Origin of the sequence: Brevibacterium sp. NPDC056726 (assembly GCF_042790515.1) — a bacterium.
Taxonomy (GTDB): domain Bacteria; phylum Actinomycetota; class Actinomycetes; order Actinomycetales; family Brevibacteriaceae; genus Brevibacterium; species Brevibacterium sanguinis.
On sequence record NZ_JBHTYZ010000005.1, the window covers coordinates 157648 to 175182 of the forward strand.

Genomic DNA, 17535 nt, shown 5'->3' on the forward strand with positions numbered 1-17535 from the left:
GCAGTCGATGGCGTCCGCCCTCCTATCCCCTTGAGTTGATACAGCAGAAGTATCAGCACCTGTGGAATCTGTGGACGACGGTCGGGGAGGTGCCGGAGATCAGGGGATCGCCGCCTCGGCGAGGGTGTGGATCGCCTGTGCACCGCAGGATGACCGGACGGGGAGGCCTGGGTAAGCACAGGCGTGTAGTTCACAGCGGTCCACGTGCTCGACGGCCTTCGTCCCCAGGGTTATCCCCATTGTGATCGGATTGTCCCCAGACTTATCCACAGGTGTGCATAGCGTCTTCTATAGGCGGTGCTGTTGTTTGATGCGGTTTGTGAGTTCGGTGACCTGGGTGTAGACGGCCCGTCGCTCGGCCATCTGCGTTCGAATCTTCTTGTTCGCATGCATGACCGTCGTGTGGTCGCGGCCGCCGAAGGCCTGGCCGATCTTCGGCAGCGACAGATCCGTGAGCTCCCGGCACAGGTACATCGCGATCTGCCGCGCCGTCGTCAGCGTCCGGGAGCGCGAGGTGCCGCAGAGGTCGTCGAGGGTGAGGCTGAAGTAGGCGGCCGTCTGGCCCATGATGTCGGCAGCGGTGATCGCCGGGGTGTCGTCCTGGGTGATGAAGTCCTTGAGCACCGTTTCGGCGAGCGAGACGTCGACCTGCTGATCATTGAGGTTGGCGAAGGCGGTGACGCGGATGAGGGCGCCCTCGAGTTCGCGGATGTTCGACGAGACCCGGGAGGCGATGTACTCGAGCACCTCGTCGGGGACGTCGAGCTGCTCGCCGGCGGCCTTGCGCCGCAGGATCGCGAAGCGGGTCTCCATGTCCGGGGGCTGGACGTCGGTGAGCAGGCCCCATTCGAAGCGAGAGCGCAGCCGCTCCTCGAAGCCCTTGAGCATCTTCGGCGGCTGGTCGGAGGTGATGACGACCTGCTTGGCCTCGTTGTGCAGGGCGTTGAAGGTGTGGAAGAACTCCTCGACGGTGGCGTCCTTGCCCTGGAGGAACTGGATGTCGTCGATCATGAGGATGTCGACCTCGCGGTACCGCCGCTGGAAGGCGGGACGGAGCGCGTTCGACGTCCGTGATGAGCCGATCGTGTTGATGAAGTCGTTGACGAACTCTTCGCTCGACACGTACTTGACGCGGATCTCGGGGAAGAGCTGCGTCGCGTAGAACCCGATCGCGTGGAGGAGATGGGTCTTGCCGAGTCCCGAGTCCCCGTAGATGAAGAGCGGGTTGTACGCCTTCGCCGGTGCCTCGGCGACGGCGAAGGCGGCGGCGTGGGCGAAGCGGTTCGAGGCGCCGATGACGAAGGTGTCGAACGTGTACTTCGGGTTGAGCTGGGCGACGCCGGGAACGTCGACGGGCGGAGCCGGGGCAGCGGTCGCCTCGGCGATCTCCGCTTCCCGCATCCCCGTCACGCCCGGCGCCGCCTCGGGGAGAGGGGCCGCGGTCTCCGGGCGGGGGGTGGCGGTCTCGGGTCGGTCCGCCGGGGTCGGGGCGGGCTCGGCCACCGGAGTCTCCACCGGGGCCGGGGCGGAGTGCTCGTGAGCAGGAGCCGTGGCGGTCTGGCCGGCGGGTGCCGAGGCGGTCGTCGATCCCTGGCCGGCCGGCGTCGTGCCGGTGGTCGGCGCGGAGGCGACGTAGTCGGTCTCGTCGATGAGCTCCTCGAAGCGGATCGGGACGTCGAGTTCGGGATCGACGACGAACCCGAAGGTCACGTCGAAGCCGATGACCCGAGAGAATTCCCTGGTCAGAGGTTCTCGGAGGCGGGTCTCGATGGTGCGTCGGGAATGCTCGTCGCGGACGGCGAGGAGGACGAGGGCATTGTCGACGATCGCCTTGGGCAGCGCGAGGTAGAGGAAGCTCTTCTGATGCTTCGTGAGGTCGGCGTCCTGATCCAGGTTGGAGACCACCGTTCGCCATTGGCTGATGAGCTCGTTCTTGGAATTCGACACCGTCGATCCTCTCTGTTGTCGTTCGCGGTCGTCCCACAGTCCACACCTGTGCATGACTTCCACACAGTTTTCCACAGTTTGTGGAGGACTGACGAGTCGACCGGGCAATCCTCCACACGGGTGGATAAGCGTGTGGAAAACTACATGATTGTGACTTGTGGAAGACGGCAGTCGACGCGGAGATGAACGTGAGTGAATGGGCCGAGACGGTGACGTGAAACATGATCGGCCGGTTTGACCGGCCTCTCCGGCCTTGGCTAAGATGGAGTGTCCTGTGTACCGGGCTGCATCCGATTCTGTTCTAGCTCTTATGCACAGGAGTGCTCGGCGGTCGAGACTCGCACCGCCGTTTTTTGTGAGAACGCGTCAGGCGTTCACCCGCAACCCAGAAATCGGAGACCTCAAGTGAGCAAGCGTACTTTCCAGCCGAACAACCGCAAGCGTGCCAAGAAGCACGGCTTCCGCCTGCGCATGCGGACCCGTGCCGGTCGCGCCATCCTGGCTTCGCGTCGTCGCAAGGGACGTTCCGAAGTCTCGGCCTGACCTTTGATCCCGGATGCGCACCGGCTCCGGCGCGGCGAGGACTTCAGACGAGTCTTCAGAGCCGGCGTTCGGGTGCGCTCGGACCACCTCATGGCGCACAGCCTGTCAGAGGCAGATGATTCCCACGCCCCGCGCGTGGGTTTCATCGTATCCAAGGCCGTCGGCAACGCGGTCAAGCGCAACAAGGTGAAGCGCCGGCTGCGGGAGATCATGCACCCGAGGCTGGCGGAGATGGAGACCGGCAGCCTGTTCGTCATCCGAGCACTGCCCAATGCCACCGAGGCGGCCTTCGCCGACCTCGAGACCGAAGTGGGCGTGCTCATCGAGAAGGCCCGGAAGAAGCAGCAGAATCGTGGACGCCGAACACGACCTCAGACATGAGTCGGAGGTGCCGCGCCGCCCGGCCGGATTCTGGCCGGGGGTGTGGTGGTTCCTGCGCATCGCGCCCCGGATGCCCTTCGTCTGGTTCATCCGGGCGTATCGGATCGTCGTCTCCCCGCTCTACGGACAAGTCTGCCGGTACTATCCGAGCTGCTCGATGTACGGGCTCGAGGCCTTCGAGATACACGGAGTTCTCAAGGGAATGGTGTTAACTGGATGGCGGATACTGCGGTGCAATCCGTTCTCCCACGGCGGGGTCGATCACGTTCCCGGCTCCGCTCGCGAAGCTCGGTCTGCGGCGATGAGGACCACCGGCTCCGGACACGGGCAGGAGCGCTCGTGATCGCCCGTCCCGCGCGGGACGCACCGGTCCGCGCCCATGTCGCGACCGACTGACAACAATGGCACAATGAACGACGCGCACGAGTCGTTGTAACGAGGAGAACTGAATGGACTGGATCGACAGCTTGCTCTACCCCCTGCAGTGGGTAGTGGCATGGATCCTCGCGATCTTCCACGACATCTTCACCGCACTCGGACTCCCCGCCGCGAACGGCTGGACGTGGGTCCTCTCGATCGCCGGCCTCACCGTCGTCATCCGTGCTCTCCTCATTCCGCTCTTCGTCTACCAGATCCGCGCCCAGCGCAAGATGCAGCTCCTCCAGCCCGAGATCCAGCGGCTGCAGGCGAAGTACAAGGGCAAGAAGGACCAGTACTCCCGCCAGGCCATGGCCGAAGAGCAGATGAGCCTCTTCCGCGACAACAAGACGAGCCCGTGGGCGTCGTGTCTGCCGCTGCTCGTGCAGATGCCGATCTTCTTCTCGCTCTTCCGCGTCATCCACAACATGCAGGCCGTGGCCGAAGGCCGCATCGACGCGATCGGCGGTCTCACCCAGGAGCTCGCACAGCAGGCCGAGGAGTCCTCCGTCTTCGGCGTCTCGCTGTCGGCGACCTTCATGGATCCGGGCATCACCGTCAAGGTGCTCACCGCGGTCCTCATCATCATCATGGCTGCGACGATGTTCATCACGCAGAAGCAGATGATGGCGAAGAACATGTCGGAGGCCGCGATGGCCAACCCGATGATGCAGTCGCAGAAGATGCTCCTCTACATCATGCCGGTGGTCTTCGGCATCGGCGGCATCTACTTCCCGCTCGGTGTGCTCTTCTACTGGCTCGTGTCGAACACGTGGACGATGGTCCAGCAGCACATGGTCATCAGGAACATGCCCGCACCGGGGTCGAAGGCGGAGAAGGAGATGCTCGAGCGCAAGGCGCGCAAGGGCAAGACCGTTCCGCAGGCAGAGGTCAAAGGCGCCGCTGTCCCTGCCGAGGAGGCTCCGAAGTCGTCCGGGCAGCGTCAGCAGCCTGTGAGTAAGAACCGCAAGAAGAACAAGAAGCGCTGAGGTAGGACATGTCAGAAGAAGTCATCGACGACAAGGCTGCGAAGCCCACCCGTGCCGAGCTCCTCGAGGAAGAGGGCGAGATCGCGGCGGATTATCTCGAAGAGCTCATGGACATCGCCGACATCGACGGTGACATCGACATCGATGTCGCCGACGGGCGTGCGCAGCTGTCCATCGTGTGCGAGGACGAGGACGACTCGAACCTGCGCACTCTCGTGGGTCGCGACGGCAAGACGCTCGGCGCTCTGCAGGAGCTCTGCCGACTCGCTGTGCAGACGAGCACGGGTCAGCGTTCATGGCTCATGCTCGACATCGACGGCTACCGGTCGAACCGCCGTGATGAGCTCATCGACAAGGCCGAGGCCGCGATCGAACAGGTCAAGGAGTCCGGCGAGGAGTTCGCGTTCAAGGCGATGAACAGCTTCGAGCGCAAGATCATCCACGACCAGGTCGCCAAGGCCGGTCTGGTGTCGGAATCCGAAGGCGAAGGCGAGGGCCGCCACGTCGTCGTCCGCCCCGCAGATGACTGATCTCTCCGCGCTCGAGGTTCCCCCGGCGGGAACCGAGGAGTACTTCGGTGAGGCGTTCCCGCTGGCCCAGCGCTACGCGGAGCATCTGGCGACCACGGGCATCGAGTGGGGTCTCATCGGACCGCGGGAGATCGACCGACTGTGGACGCGGCACATCCTCAACTGTGCGGTCGTCGCTGAATTCGTGTCCTCCGACGACGTCGTCGGGGATGTGGGCAGCGGAGCCGGACTGCCCGGGATTCCGATCGCGCTCATGCGCCCGGAGGCGAAGGTCGTGCTCATCGAGCCCATGGAGCGCCGAGTCGAGTGGCTGAAGATGGTCGTCGACGATCTCGGTCTGAGCAACGTCCGGATCGTCAGGGCCCGAGTCGAGGACCTCGTCGACGAGGAGATGTTCAGCGTCGTCACTGCGCGGGCCGTCAAGGCGATGACGACACTCGTCGAGTGGACGCACGACGTCATCGGGCCCGAGGGCCGGATCCTCGCGCTTAAGGGTGAGTCGGTCGAGGGTGAGCTCGTCAAAGCGAAGAAGCTGCTCAAGCGCTACCGCTTCGGGCAGCCGACGATCCACGTCGTGGACGGCGGAATCCTCGAGGTTCCCAGTCGTGTCGTGGAAATAGCGAAGAAATAGAACGAACCAAATGTGGTCTAGGCTGTCAGTAGCTTTGTGAACCCGATGGATGATGGAGTGCGCCGAATGCCGATCATGGACGAGTCGTCTCCGATAGGTGCCGCGATCGCTCGCGACAATCGTCGTGCCGACCGCCTTGCGCAGGTCAGTTTTCCCAAGCCGGATTCCACTCGCATCTTCACGATCGCCAATCAGAAGGGCGGTGTGGGGAAGACGACGACGGCGGTGAATATCGCCGGAGCGCTCGCGAAGCAGAACCTCAACGTCCTCGTCATCGACATCGATCCGCAGGGCAACGCGAGCACGGCGCTCGGCATCGATCACTACTCCGATGTCACGAGCATCTACGATGTGCTCATCGATGATGTGCCGATGCGCGACGCCGTCGCGCAGGCGCCGGACTTCGACACTCTCGTCTGTGTGCCGGCGACGATCGATCTCGCCGGCGCGGAGATCGAACTCGTGTCCCTCGTCGCCCGTGAGCAGCGTCTGCAGCGTTCGCTCGGTCTCTACCTCGAGGAGCGGGCGGCTGCCGGTGATCGGGTCGACTACGTCATCATCGACTGCCCGCCGAGCCTCGGACTGCTCACCGTCAATGCCTTCGTCTCGGCCCGTGAGGTTCTCATCCCCATCCAGTGCGAGTACTACGCGCTCGAGGGGCTGAGCCAGCTGCTCAAGAACATCCAGCTCATCCAGAAGCATCTCAATCCGCAGCTGTCGGTCTCGACGATCCTGTTGACGATGTACGACGGTCGCACGAACCTCAGCGCCCAGGTGGCCGAGGATGTGCGGACCCACTTCCCGGAGCAGGTGCTCGGCACGGCGATTCCGCGGTCTGTGCGGATCTCTGAGGCACCGAGCTACGGTCAGACTGTCATCACCTATGATCCCCATTCCAGCGGCGCTCTGTCCTACCTGGAAGCTGCTGAAGAGATCGCGAACCGAGGAGTGGAACGTGGCTGAACGCAAGAAGCGCGGGTTGGGACGGGGTCTCGGCGCGCTCATCCCCGACGCTGCGACGAGTGATCGTCCCGTCGATGTCTTCTTCTCCGGCGGCAGTGCCGAGGAGCAGTCGCGCGGTTCAGCCCCGGCCGAGGACTCGAAGTCGACCCGGACCCGGCGGACCGACCCTGCGGCGTCGATGCAGTCGTCACGTCGTCGCAAGCCGAAGGCGGACGCCACGGAGACCTCTTCCGCGGGTGGATCCCGGAAGGGCGGCACCAAGGCGTCTGCGGCCACAACGAGCGCGGCGAAGGGCGCTGCGAAAGCTGGGACTGCGGCCGAATCGGGCACGGGCGCCACGGTCGGCACCTCTGCGAAATCAGGTGCAGCGAAGTCGGCGTCGAAGTCGAGCGGTGCGAAGACGGGCGGAGCGAAGACCGAGTCGACGGCGAAGTCCTCTTCGGCCAAGTCGTCGACCCGAAAGGCGTCGACAGCGAAATCATCGGGCGCCAAGACCGGCACTGCGAAGACTGCCACTCCGAAGACCGCGACCAGCAAGGTGCCGGCGTCCGCGGACAAGCGGACCGCGGTCAAGCCTGCTCCTGTCTCCGACTCCGCAAACGATGAATCGGCTGTAGTCGACGAGCAGACGACTGTACCGTCGGTCGCGCCTGACGATGTTGCCGGTTCGAGCGCGAGTTCTGCGTCGGTTGAGAGCTCTGCGTCCATCGGCGATTCTCGGTCGATCGACGACGTTGAGACGGCTGATGATGTCCGTGAGCAGCACCCCGGGGTCTACACCTCGAAGGGCGGTTCGCTCGACGATGACGACGCCGATGTGGACGCCACCGAACCGGTGGATGAGACCATTGACCAGAGTGAGAAGCAGGTCGAAGCCACTGACACTACTGAAGTAGTGAACTCCACGGGTGGCTCCTCGAACGACGGCCCCGAGTTCGACGACGGACCCGGTATGGATTCGATCCCCGACACCGCGTTCGGCGAGATCGAGGTTGAACTCATCGACCCGAACCCTCGTCAGCCGAGGACGGTCTTCGATGAGGATCAACTCGCTGAACTCGTTCACAGCATCCGTGAGATCGGCGTTCTCCAGCCGGTTGTCGTCCGACGCAAGCCGGGCGCTGACGAGCGTTACGAGCTCATCATGGGTGAGCGTCGCCTGCGAGCGACGAAGGAAGCCGGCCTCGCCACGATTCCCGCGATCGTCCGTTTCGTCGATGACACCGATCTGCTCCGTGATGCCCTGCTTGAGAACCTCCATCGCGCTGAACTCAATCCGCTTGAAGAGGCTGCAGCTTATGGACAGCTGCTCGAGGACTTCAACTGCACCCAGGAGGAGCTGTCGGAGCGTATCGGTCGGTCGCGTCCGCAGATCTCCAACACCCTGCGTCTGCTTCGTCTGCCCCCGCTCGTTCAGCGTCGCGTGGCGGCCGGCGTGATCTCCGCCGGCCACGCTCGGGCGATTCTCGGGCTCAAGGATCCCGAGCAGATGGAAGTCCTCGCGCAGCGCATCGTCGCAGAGGGACTGTCCGTTCGGGCGTCCGAGGAAGCCGTCGTCCTCCTCAATCGTGGGGACTCCGTGAATGTTTCACGTGCAACGTCACGAGTCGCGCCTGAGTTCATCGAGGTCGCCGAACGACTCGGCGACCGTCTCGACACGAAGGTCAACATCACGGTCGGCAAGCGCAAGGGCAAGCTGAGCGTCGAGTTCGCCAACCAGGAGGATCTCGATCGAATCCTGTCGCTGCTTGGCGTGAAGTCCACCGAGTAGTCGCCCGTTCTCTTCTCCGCTGACCTTCTCGTTGCCCCCTCCGCTGGTTGTGGGCATGCGATCGTGCATCCGCCCTGTTGTGAACGAGTCACATCAGTCGGAGCACCCAGAGCTGACTGAGTTGAGCTGATTTCCCCGTGTGGATAGGCGAATCCTTCGCAAGCTGGACGGTTTGAATGGCGCCATTCCCGCTGGTTTCACGTGAAACATCAGCAAGCAGAGGTCGATTGGCCCGCTAGCTGTACTGCCCAGGCAGGTTGGTTGAATTCTTGCGACGACACGATCTGAATTGATGGGATGACGAAGGCCCCCTGATGTGGAGTGGAGCTGTCTAAGAAACCGCTTCACAAACAGGAGGCCTTCGTGTCCCACGCTAATGCAGCATTGACCCCAAAAGCACGTCTGAAGATTGCCCGTCTCATCGTCGACGAGGGCTGGAGTGTCTCCACCGCGGCGAAGCAGTACATGGTCTCCTGGCCCACGGCCAAACGATGGGCGGACCGTTACCGCGCCCACGGTGAGGACGGCATGGCCGACAAGCCCAGCCGGCCACGCTCGAGCCCGAACCGCACCCCGCAGGCCATGGTGAAGAAGATCGTGGCCTTGCGCTGGCGCAAGCGCATGGGCCCGGTCCAGATCGCCTTCCACCTGGGCCTGGCCGCCTCGACGGTGCATGCGGTGCTGGTGCGGTGCCGGATCAACCGGCTGCGCTACATCGACAGGATCACCGGCGAGCCGATCCGCCGCTATGAACACTCGTATCCCGGGGCGATGATCCACGTGGACGTCACCAAGTTCGGCAATGTCCCCGATGGCGGCGGACATCGGTTCCTGGGCCGGCAGGCCGGGGAACAGAACTCACGGGCGACGGCGAACCGCACCGGCCAGCGCACTTCCAGCGGGCATCCGAGGCTGGGTACCGCGTTCGTGCACACCGTGATCGATGACCACTCAAGGATCGCCTACGCGGAGATCCACAACGACGAGAAGGCCCTCACGGCCATCGCCGTGCTCGAGCGGGCCGTGGCCTGGTTCGCGGCCCGGGACGTGGAGGTGGAGCGCGTTTTGAGCGATAACGGCTCCGCCTATCGCTCGCACGCCTGGCGTGATGCCTGCACCGACCTGGGCATCAAGCACAAGCGGACCCGGCCCTACCGGCCCCAGACCAACGGCAAAATCGAGCGCTTCCACCGGACCTTGAACGACGGATGGGCCTACGCCAGGCTCTATGGCAGCGAGACCGCGCGCCGCGAGGCCCTACCGGCATGGATCCATGAGTACAATCATCATCGGCCCCACACCGCCATCGGGAACCAGCCACCCATCAGCCGCTTAACCAACGTCGCTGGGCAGTACAGCTAGCGGGGCCTTGGTGCGATTCGTGAGTGAAACGATACTGTTCAATCAATGAGTTCGTGTTCGGTTGCCGTCAGTTCGGGGTTGAAGTCGTCGTCGGGTATATCCAGAAGCTCTCCTTCGCCCGTTCGTCGAATGTGTCTGAACCGTTGCTGGTACGACGTCCCCAGACGATTCCGTTCGTCGTGGCTGCGGTCTGCAGGCTCGGTGGAATGGCTGAACTCCATGGAACGGCTGATCTCCGTGGGTGATCGGCCCTTATTTGATGGGTTTCACGTGAAACGGAACGGCACCCGGCTTCTCGGCAGGTGTCTTTGCCGCACCCGGGGGACAGTCACCTCTATCGCGCCTTCTGAGTACCGCGTCCCCGTTGCACCCGTTGTTCAGCGGCCGCGCTGCCGGACAGTTCAGATAGCGTCAGGCCAACAATCGTTAGGTGAACGGTTGTGCAGTCTGCGATTCGACGGTGCTCCAGCATCATTTCCCCGTGACAGCGCCGTTTCGTTGTCGCTGCCGTCGCGTGATTCGCCAAGTTGCATGACCGTTGAAGGAATGGACAACTAGGGCTCCCCGCAATGCCGATCACAGATCGCTCGCAGAACGACTATCGGCTGGCCCCTACGCAAGCACAGACCGGCTCGAGCCAAGTTCGGCGCGGCGCCGTCTCTTGTCCATTCGCAGACCGGCCAATCGCACTTCAGGGGATGAGTATGTTTCACGCGAAACCAGGAAATTCTGGAACTTTCGCACGGTAGTTAGCGACGGACACCTACTGTTGCGATGACGTGCGTTCTGAGAATGACCATCCGGTGAGAATTCGTTGGAACGAAATGCCTGTGGTTTCATGTGAAACACCATCATCAGATTCAGCCAATCGGTGCTGAGAATCGTAGTCGGAGCGTCAGATTTGACCTCGCCCTGCAGCCACAATCTGGTCCGCGAGGATGGTTTCACATGAAACGGACGCGGTGGCGTTGGGATTCTCGTGATTCTAACGTGGAGGTTCGTGGTTCGTCGTGGTTACAGCCAGCCACACGCTGGCTGCTAAGTACGGTTTCACGTGAAACGGACGCGGTGGCGTAGGGATTCTCGTAGTTCCCACCTGCAAGCTCGTCGTTCGTCGTGGTTTTACAAGCTACGAGCCGGTTGGCGGGTATTGTTTCACGTGAAACAGACGTTTTAGCGAAACGATTAGATTACCCTCAACCGGCACAGCTGCGGTTCGTCGTGGTCCGTATAGCGTAGACAGTGGTTGAGCATGTGCTTCTGTCTGATGTCCCGGGGCTGCCCTCCTCCTGTGCCCCCCTCGCGATCGTCCATAATGGTTGGGTTCTGTTCACTTCCTGGGGTTCGTGGCTATGTGGACGAATCAGATGGCGCGTCTGTGTCTTCGTGTTGCCGAGCGTCTGGAGCAGAATCGATCGTAGCGCTTGATCTGCTATCTCCGACAGCACTGGATCGATGAAGTCGAATCCGGGAGAGAGATGCCAGGGTGCGCCTGATTCACAGAATATTACCCCGCAGTTCGATAGAGCTCGGCGTTTCACGTGAAACAGGGCCACTCGGAGACCATTATTGCCGACGCAGCCGAGTCCCGTGTGAGGCATTGCCAGCATGGTTGAGAATGCGTAGGTGTTTCACGTGAAACGGCCTGCCCGGTCCTTCAAGGTTCAAGATGCAGTGTTGCAGGCGCTGTTGTCGACAGTCGTACTAGCCTCCCCAAAGGACCGTAGAGCATGACCTTCTGCCTCGCGTCGTCGCAGAATGGTCGATAGTGCATTGCGGATACAGCTATTCGGGGCGCTTGTCCGTCTGTTTAGCTGCCGGGCGTCAAATCTTCTTGCCTTCCCTCTGCATCGGGTGTTTCACGTGGAACACAGACGTGGGTGGTTCACGTGGAACGGTGAGTCGGTTGTTTCACGTGGAACGGATCGGGCGTTTGCTACCGTGACTACAGTGGATCGGCGCCTGAACAATCAAACTTCTCCGCGCCGCCTCATGAAGGCTCGGTCATTGCATCGTATTGAGGTTTCGGCCTTTCTGTAAAACGCGTAGGCCGTCGTCGCCGAGGCGAATTCATCCGTCAGTCGCCTGAAACTGGGCACTTTGCATGGTGGCCGCGGCGCTGGAAAAGCGTTCAATAGCGAGCCGATTCAAGTCGCGTCTCTCAATCTCGGAAGTCCCCGCCCGAAGGCGTCTCGACATGTTCCGAGTGAAGCGGTCGGTGTGTTTCACGGGGAACGGCTTTTCCGCGAATGAGTGACGGGCGAGCGTGCTAGTTCCCTTCTGCTAACCGCGCAATCGAGGGTTCGTCATTGTTTCACGTGAAACCTCAGCCAACGTCGTTATGCCGGTCCATCGCAGCGATCGCCGTACAGTCATTGGTGTCAGCGCTGGACGGTTGTGTATCCGCACTCAGTGGACGACCTCGTCGGCGAGCGGACCGTAAACCGTAAGGACTGAGCGCAGTATGTTTCGCGGCCGGTTTGGCAATTGGATAACTTGGGTCCGTCCCACGAGAATTCCAACTCAAAAGGCCGGTCGGTCTGATGAAGATCCTCGCCGGTCCTAACTTTTTCTGGCGAAGAATCGATGAGAGCTCTCAGGACCCGTCTCGGTAGCGGTTGTGCCAGCGAGTGAATGCATGCGCCAGCGTGTGTACGCATCGGCGTCGGCCGTAGGCTTTGATTGAGTGTGCGCCTCGGCGTCAGCCGTAGGCTTTGATCTCGGCGAGACTGAGCGTGCCGGTTGCCGGGTCGGCATCCTCTTTCACGTAAAGGCGCTGCAATGCCGCCGCGATGCCGTCGGCGATGGCGTCGCGCACCGCGGGGTCCTCGAGGTTGCGGCGATCGTCGGCGTTGGTGAGGTACCCCGTGACGACATGGACTTTGGGTGTCCGGAGTCGCTTGAGTGACGACCACGTGCGTCCGTGCGAGCGGCAGTCGAGCATACCCGTGCGCGCGGTGATCTCGCTCTGGATGAGAGAGGCCAGTCGCTTCCCGACAGGCGAGTTGAGATCCGGGTGCTCCTCATGCCCGAAGTAGAACGTCGCCAGACCGTTCGCCCCGGGCGAGCGGCTGACGTCGGCGGTGACGGTGATGACCGCTGAGGCACCGAGCTGATCTGCGGCGTTGATCTCTGCCGCGTCGCCGTCGAGCACGATGGCTCCGGCCCCGACCGCTTCGAGACGGCCGGCCAAACGTCCGGCTACATCTGTAGTGACATCGCGTTCGAGCTTCTTCTGCCACTCGTTCATCGGCAGCGTGACGAAATCGGTGGTCGTGGTGGCCGCTTCGATGACGAAGGTCCGACCGGCCAACGAGGTCCCGGATGCTGCGACGCGTGCCGTCTCCTCGAGCGCGTAGAGGTTCCCCGTCGTGTGCTTGCGGTCGACGGCGTCGAGTCCACGGAGAGTCTGCGGGCCGGCGATGCCGTCGACCTTCGCTCCCAGACCCATCTGCAGCTCCTTGACGGCCGCCTCGGTGGCAGCGCCGTACTCGGCGTCGATTCGGCCGGCATAGAAACCGAGACCCGAGAGACTGCGCTGGAGGGTGAGCACATCATCGCCTGTGAGGACCTTGACGGGGTCGAAACGGAGTACACGGTCACCGAGCTGGAAACGGGCACGATCAAGCTCTGTGAACGTCTCAGAGCCGAGCACACCGTCGCAGAGGATCCCCCGGGTCTGCTGGAACTGCCGAACGGCGAGTTCGAACGGCCGATCGAAGTCCTCGCCGCGGGGATCTCCGACATTGAGACCCAGACGCGCCATCTGCGATTTGATCGCCGGCAGGACCTCTGAAGCGTCTCCGCTTCTGAACTGCGGTCGTTCCTGGTGATTCAATGTCGTGCCAATCTGCTGTGCTGAGGATGTGAAACTGCGGGGATGTACGCCGAAGGCGCCTGTTGATATTACAACAGGCGCCTTGGAACTTGATCAGATGAAGTCTTTGAGCTCGTCTTCGAGGGCAGGCTTCGGGCGGGCGCCGATGATGGTCTTCGCGACCTCACCGTCCTTGAAGACGTAGAGAGCGGGAATCGAGGTGATTCCGTACTTGCTCGCGGTCTCGAGGTTCTCGTCGGTGTTGACCTTGACGACGGTGAGCTTGTCAGCGTTCTCGTCGGCGATCTGATCAACGATGGGGCTGACCATGCGGCAGGGCCCGCACCAGGGTGCCCAGAAGTCGACAAGCACGGGCTTGTCCGACTTGAGGACGGTGTCTTCGAATGTAGCGTCAGTGACGTCGGTCGACATGATCTCCCTTTCTGCTGGTGAGTGTCATAAGCGGCAACAGCGTGCACGCGGGTTTCATTCCCCGAGGCCGCGGCCCGCTGGACCGAGGATTCTCGGATCCTCAGGGAATTCGGTCCCTTAGGGATTTCCGTCCTTCAGGCAAGTCGGCTCCTCAGGGAAACCGGCTCAGGCGTTCATCACCTCGACGGCGGCCTCGTGGTCACCCTCGGCCTCGAGGACATCGGAGGCGTCGAGATCCGCGAGATAGTTCTCCGCGTCGAGGGCCGCGGCGCAGCCGGACCCGGCAGCGGTGATCGCCTGACGGTAGACGGAGTCGATGACGTCGCCGGCGGCGAAGACGCCTTCGACAGCGGTCTTCGACGAGCGGCCCTCGACCTCGAGGTAGCCATCGGGACGCAGCGGCAGCTGCTCGGCGAACAGGCTCGTGCGCGGATCCGAGCCGATCGCGACGAACAGACCGGTCACCGGCAGCTCGGAGGTCTCTCCCGTCTCCGTGTTGCGCACGGTGATCCCGGTCAGCGCGTCCTCGCCGTGGATCGCCTCGACCTCGGTGTCGAGCATGTACTCGAGCTTCTCGTCGGCCTTCGCCCGATCCTGCATCGCCTGGGACGCACGCAGCTCCTGACGGCGGTGGATGAGCGTGACCTTCGAGGCGAAGCGGGTGAGGAACGTCGCCTCTTCCAACGCCGAGTCGCCGCCGCCGACGACGGCGATGTGCTGGTCACGGAAGAAGAAGCCGTCGCAGGTCGCGCACCAGCTCACACCGTGGCCCGACAGCTTCTTCTCGTTCGGCAGCCCCAGCTCGCGGTAGGCCGATCCCGTGGCGAGGATGACGGCCTTCGCGGTGTAGCGGGACCCGAGAGCGGTCTCGATCTGATGGGCACCGGGGTGCAGCTTGAGCGTCTCGACATCGTCGTAGACGACCTGCGCCCCGAACCGCTCCGCCTGCTCGCGCATGTTCTCCATGAGCTCGGGGCCCTGGATGCCGGCCGGGAAGCCGGGGTAGTTCTCGACGTCCGTGGTGTTCATGAGCTCGCCGCCGGCCGTCACCGAGCCCGCGATGACCACAGGAGACAGGTTGGCCCTGGCGGCGTAGATCGCGGCCGTGTACCCGGCCGGTCCCGACCCGATGATCACGAGTTGAGTGTCAGTCATGTGCGTTCCCTGTCCCTGTTGTGTGTTCTGTCATGTCGCGCCGCAGCGGCGCTGATTGGGTGCTCTCTAGGTAACCGAGCATACTCGGTGACTATTCCTCGCCGAGGCGGTCGATCGGTGCTGACCGCCCGACGGGGTTCGGTTGTCCTCCGACGGAGTGGCTAGGCGATGTCGACGGTGCTGATGACGGCCCGGTATCCGCCGTCGTCGCGGGGCAGCTCGGTGACCCAGAGGATGAGGCTGTCGGTGTCGACGCCCTCATCGAGGGTGACGGTGACGCCGCCCTTCGCATCGTCGAACTCCCCTTCGCCGACCTTCTTCGCCGACTCGGGGTCTGCGCCGCTGAGGATCTCGAACGCTCCGCCCGACGTCGACGAGACGACGGTGACCTCACTGACGGGTGCCGTCTTCTCGAACTCGAAGAGCAGGCCGACGCCGTCCTTGAGGTTGCCGAACTCCGCCGAGTTGTACCGGTCGGTGCGCCACGACCCCTTCTCGCCCTTGATGACGTCCTTGGCCTGATCGTCGTTCTCCGTGTCATCGCCCTGCGGGTCGAGCGCCGTGACCTTGTCGATCACCGGGGGCTCAGCCTGAGGCTCCTCCGTGGGCTGCTCTTCGGCCGGCTGACTCGGAGCCGTCGAGGCGGGTGTGGCGGTCGGCTCGTCCCCGCCCGAGTTGAGGTTGACGACGATGATGCCGATGATGACGGCGGCGATGACGAGGAGACCGAGGACGAGCAGTGCGAAGGGCTTGCGGGTGCGCGTCTTCGCCGCCTGCGGATCCTCATCAGCGGCGACCGCCCGGGAGCTCGCCGCGGCGCCTCCGCCGTTGCCGCCCCGCCCCCCGGCCGCACGTGACTGTGCGCCCGTGCCTCCGGGTGGCTGGGCACCGGCGCCGCCGGCACCTGCAGCGGCAGCACCTGCACCGGCCACTCCGGCACCCGCAGCCGCTCCGGCGACGGCAGTGCGACTGTTCGAAGGTGAACCGCCCGCGCCGGAGGCTCCCGCACCTGCGGCCGCTGCGGCACCCGAACCGCCGCCGGACCCGGAGCCGCCGCCGCCCGAGCCGGAACCGGCCCCGAGGCCGGCTGCCGTGGGGCGCTCGTCGACGGTCTCCGGCGAGAGCCGGCGCATCTGCTTCGGCGGAGTCGCGGCATTGGCCTCCTCCTGGCGGGCCGCCGAGGACGCCTCGAGCGCTGCCAGACGCCGGCGAGCCTCTTCCTCCTTGGCCTTCGAGATCCGGCGCTCACGCTCGTATTCGCGCAGCTGATGCTCGCGCTGCTGCTCCGAGGTCTCGAACATCCCCCCGAGGAACCACGAGCCGTCGTCCTCGTCGTCGATGATGACGCGGGTGTCGTTCTCGTCCTCCTCCTCGTCGATCGCGACGATGTCGAGGGCCTGAGTGTCCGGTTCGGGCTCGTCGCGGTTGAGGATCGGCGAGGTGAGGTTCTCGTCGTACTCGTGGGCCGAGTAGCCCGAGTACTCCGAGTAGGTCTGCTCCGGCTGCCACTCGTCCCAGTCCTTCGCGGCATTGTCGATCTGCTCGGCCCCGATCGGGAAGCTCGATGCCTTCCGCATCTGCATCCGATCGGCGTATCGTCCGGTGGTGCGACCGGAGACTCCGGCAGCGAGTCCCCTCGTCCCCGGCCGGGTGATGCCGATGCGCACGAGCGCGGCCTTGACCTGGTCCTCGCTCGCCGGTGTCGTCGCTCCGCCGATCGTCGGGGTCCCCGCCGTCGGCAGGCTCGTGGCCTCCTCGAAGCTCGCCGGTGAGGCGTCGAAGAGCTTGTCGTTCTCGGCCGCCGGGGTGCGGTTGACGTAGCGGAGCAGCTCGGCGTCCCACTCGTCGATGAAGCCGAGCACCTCGGCGACGGATCCCGGACCGGGGTCCTGCCCGGTGAGCACGCCGCTGATGAAGTCGTCGAGCTCTGCGGGCACCTCGGGGTTGAGCGCTTTCGCACGGGCGATCCGCGAGTTCTCCCGCGGTGCCGCGGGCACTCCGCTCATGCCCTCCTCGGCGGGCCAGTAGCCGGTCACCGCCGCATAGAAGAGCCGGATGAGGTCGAGGGCGTCCTGCCGGGAGGCCTTCGTCGGCGTGTAGTCGTCCGGGTCGATGACCCCGGTGCCCAGCGCCAGGGCCGCGTCGATGCCGATGCCGGAGACGAGGATGCCGCCCGACGAGGTGATCCCGACGACGCTCGGCCGGAGGAACATGTGGAAGAGTCCCCGCCGCGCCGAGGTGACGAGAACCGTGCCGATCTCCCCGATGAGCGCCTTCGCCGCGTCGACGGGCAACGGGGTCTTCGGCAGGATCTGTCCGAGCGCGGTGACGGCGATGCGCTGGGAGACGACGTAGTCGAGGCCGTTCGAATGCCCGACGTCGAGGGTCGGGGCGATGCGGGGGTCGCCGAGGATCGAGACGCGCTGGGCGGCTTCGAGGACGTCGGAGGAGGCCTCGGCGTCGGCGACGTGGATGAGGACGGGTTCATCGAGGATCGCATCGAGAGCCGTGCACACCGTGCCGACAGCGGGCTTGTCCTCGAGCCAGGGGCGGTCGACCGTTGATACGACATAGCGACCGGCTACGACCATGCCGGG

The 17535-nt window shown here is 63.9% G+C and carries 14 protein-coding genes; 9 read left to right on the plus strand and 5 right to left on the minus strand.

Going from position 1 to position 17535, the window contains the following annotated elements; translation table 11 throughout:
• Positions 1-288 precede the first annotated feature (288 nt).
• Positions 289-1947: a chromosomal replication initiator protein DnaA gene (dnaA, locus tag ACFQ91_RS11970; protein WP_198500089.1), complete on the minus strand. Its 1659-nt coding sequence runs from the start codon at positions 1945-1947 to the stop codon at positions 289-291.
• Between the two features lie 405 nt (positions 1948-2352).
• Between dnaA and rpmH the strand changes: the two genes are divergently transcribed.
• The 9 genes from rpmH (at position 2353) to ACFQ91_RS12015 (ending at position 9534) form a co-directional block, all read left to right on the plus strand.
• Complete coding sequence (gene rpmH, locus ACFQ91_RS11975) at positions 2353-2490, plus strand: 50S ribosomal protein L34 (protein ID WP_009376895.1); 138 nt, start codon at positions 2353-2355, stop codon at positions 2488-2490.
• Between the two features lie 3 nt (positions 2491-2493).
• On the plus strand, positions 2494-2871 hold the full coding sequence (rnpA, locus tag ACFQ91_RS11980) for a ribonuclease P protein component (RefSeq protein WP_198500088.1): 378 nt from the start codon (positions 2494-2496) through the stop codon (positions 2869-2871).
• Entirely contained in the window at positions 2843-3214 is a 372-nt protein-coding gene (gene yidD, locus ACFQ91_RS11985) for a membrane protein insertion efficiency factor YidD (RefSeq protein WP_332839536.1), read from the plus strand. The genes rnpA and yidD overlap by 29 nt, the downstream gene beginning before the upstream one ends.
• Positions 3215-3320: 106 nt before the next feature.
• Entirely contained in the window at positions 3321-4277 is a 957-nt protein-coding gene (gene yidC, locus ACFQ91_RS11990) for a membrane protein insertase YidC (RefSeq protein ID WP_198500087.1), read from the plus strand.
• 8 nt (positions 4278-4285) lie between these two features.
• A complete protein-coding gene (locus tag ACFQ91_RS11995; protein ID WP_198500086.1) occupies positions 4286-4807 on the plus strand; it encodes a R3H domain-containing nucleic acid-binding protein in 522 nt (173 codons plus the stop codon).
• Complete coding sequence (gene rsmG, locus ACFQ91_RS12000; protein ID WP_198500085.1) at positions 4800-5438, plus strand: 16S rRNA (guanine(527)-N(7))-methyltransferase RsmG; 639 nt, start codon at positions 4800-4802, stop codon at positions 5436-5438. The genes ACFQ91_RS11995 and rsmG overlap by 8 nt, the downstream gene beginning before the upstream one ends.
• Positions 5439-5504: 66 nt before the next feature.
• Positions 5505-6401, plus strand: coding sequence for a ParA family protein (locus tag ACFQ91_RS12005; RefSeq protein WP_140955427.1), 897 nt, complete (start codon positions 5505-5507; stop codon positions 6399-6401).
• Positions 6394-8172, plus strand: a complete 1779-nt coding sequence (locus ACFQ91_RS12010) for a ParB/RepB/Spo0J family partition protein (protein ID WP_332839535.1) — start codon at positions 6394-6396, stop codon at positions 8170-8172. Before ACFQ91_RS12005 ends, ACFQ91_RS12010 begins: the two co-directional genes overlap by 8 nt.
• A gap of 363 nt (positions 8173-8535) precedes the next feature.
• Entirely contained in the window at positions 8536-9534 is a 999-nt protein-coding gene (locus tag ACFQ91_RS12015; protein ID WP_344250248.1) for an IS481 family transposase, read from the plus strand.
• Positions 9535-12235: 2701 nt separating this feature from the next.
• Here ACFQ91_RS12015 and ACFQ91_RS12020 read toward each other — a convergent pair.
• The 4 genes from ACFQ91_RS12020 to ACFQ91_RS12035 form a co-directional block, all read right to left on the minus strand.
• On the minus strand, positions 12236-13372 hold the full coding sequence (locus ACFQ91_RS12020) for a peptidoglycan-binding protein (RefSeq protein WP_211978519.1): 1137 nt from the start codon (positions 13370-13372) through the stop codon (positions 12236-12238).
• A gap of 93 nt (positions 13373-13465) precedes the next feature.
• Positions 13466-13783, minus strand: coding sequence for a thioredoxin (trxA, locus tag ACFQ91_RS12025; RefSeq protein ID WP_198500082.1), 318 nt, complete (start codon positions 13781-13783; stop codon positions 13466-13468).
• 165 nt (positions 13784-13948) lie between these two features.
• On the minus strand, positions 13949-14938 hold the full coding sequence (trxB, locus tag ACFQ91_RS12030) for a thioredoxin-disulfide reductase (protein ID WP_211978520.1): 990 nt from the start codon (positions 14936-14938) through the stop codon (positions 13949-13951).
• A gap of 161 nt (positions 14939-15099) precedes the next feature.
• A complete protein-coding gene (locus ACFQ91_RS12035) occupies positions 15100-17529 on the minus strand; it encodes a virulence factor MviN (protein ID WP_249120967.1) in 2430 nt (809 codons plus the stop codon).
• Between the last annotated feature and the right edge of the window lie 6 nt (positions 17530-17535).

Coding starts and splice junctions, on each gene's coding strand:
- trxA (WP_198500082.1), bottom strand. CDS start 13,783: ATGTCGACCGACGTCACTGACGCTACATTCGAAGACACCGTCCTCAAG.
- trxB (WP_211978520.1), bottom strand. CDS start 14,938: ATGACTGACACTCAACTCGTGATCATCGGGTCGGGACCGGCCGGGTAC.
- ACFQ91_RS11995 (WP_198500086.1), top strand. CDS start 4,286: ATGTCAGAAGAAGTCATCGACGACAAGGCTGCGAAGCCCACCCGTGCC.
- yidC (WP_198500087.1), top strand. CDS start 3,321: ATGGACTGGATCGACAGCTTGCTCTACCCCCTGCAGTGGGTAGTGGCA.
- ACFQ91_RS12035 (WP_249120967.1), bottom strand. CDS start 17,529: ATGGTCGTAGCCGGTCGCTATGTCGTATCAACGGTCGACCGCCCCTGG.
- ACFQ91_RS12005 (WP_140955427.1), top strand. CDS start 5,505: ATGCCGATCATGGACGAGTCGTCTCCGATAGGTGCCGCGATCGCTCGC.
- rsmG (WP_198500085.1), top strand. CDS start 4,800: ATGACTGATCTCTCCGCGCTCGAGGTTCCCCCGGCGGGAACCGAGGAG.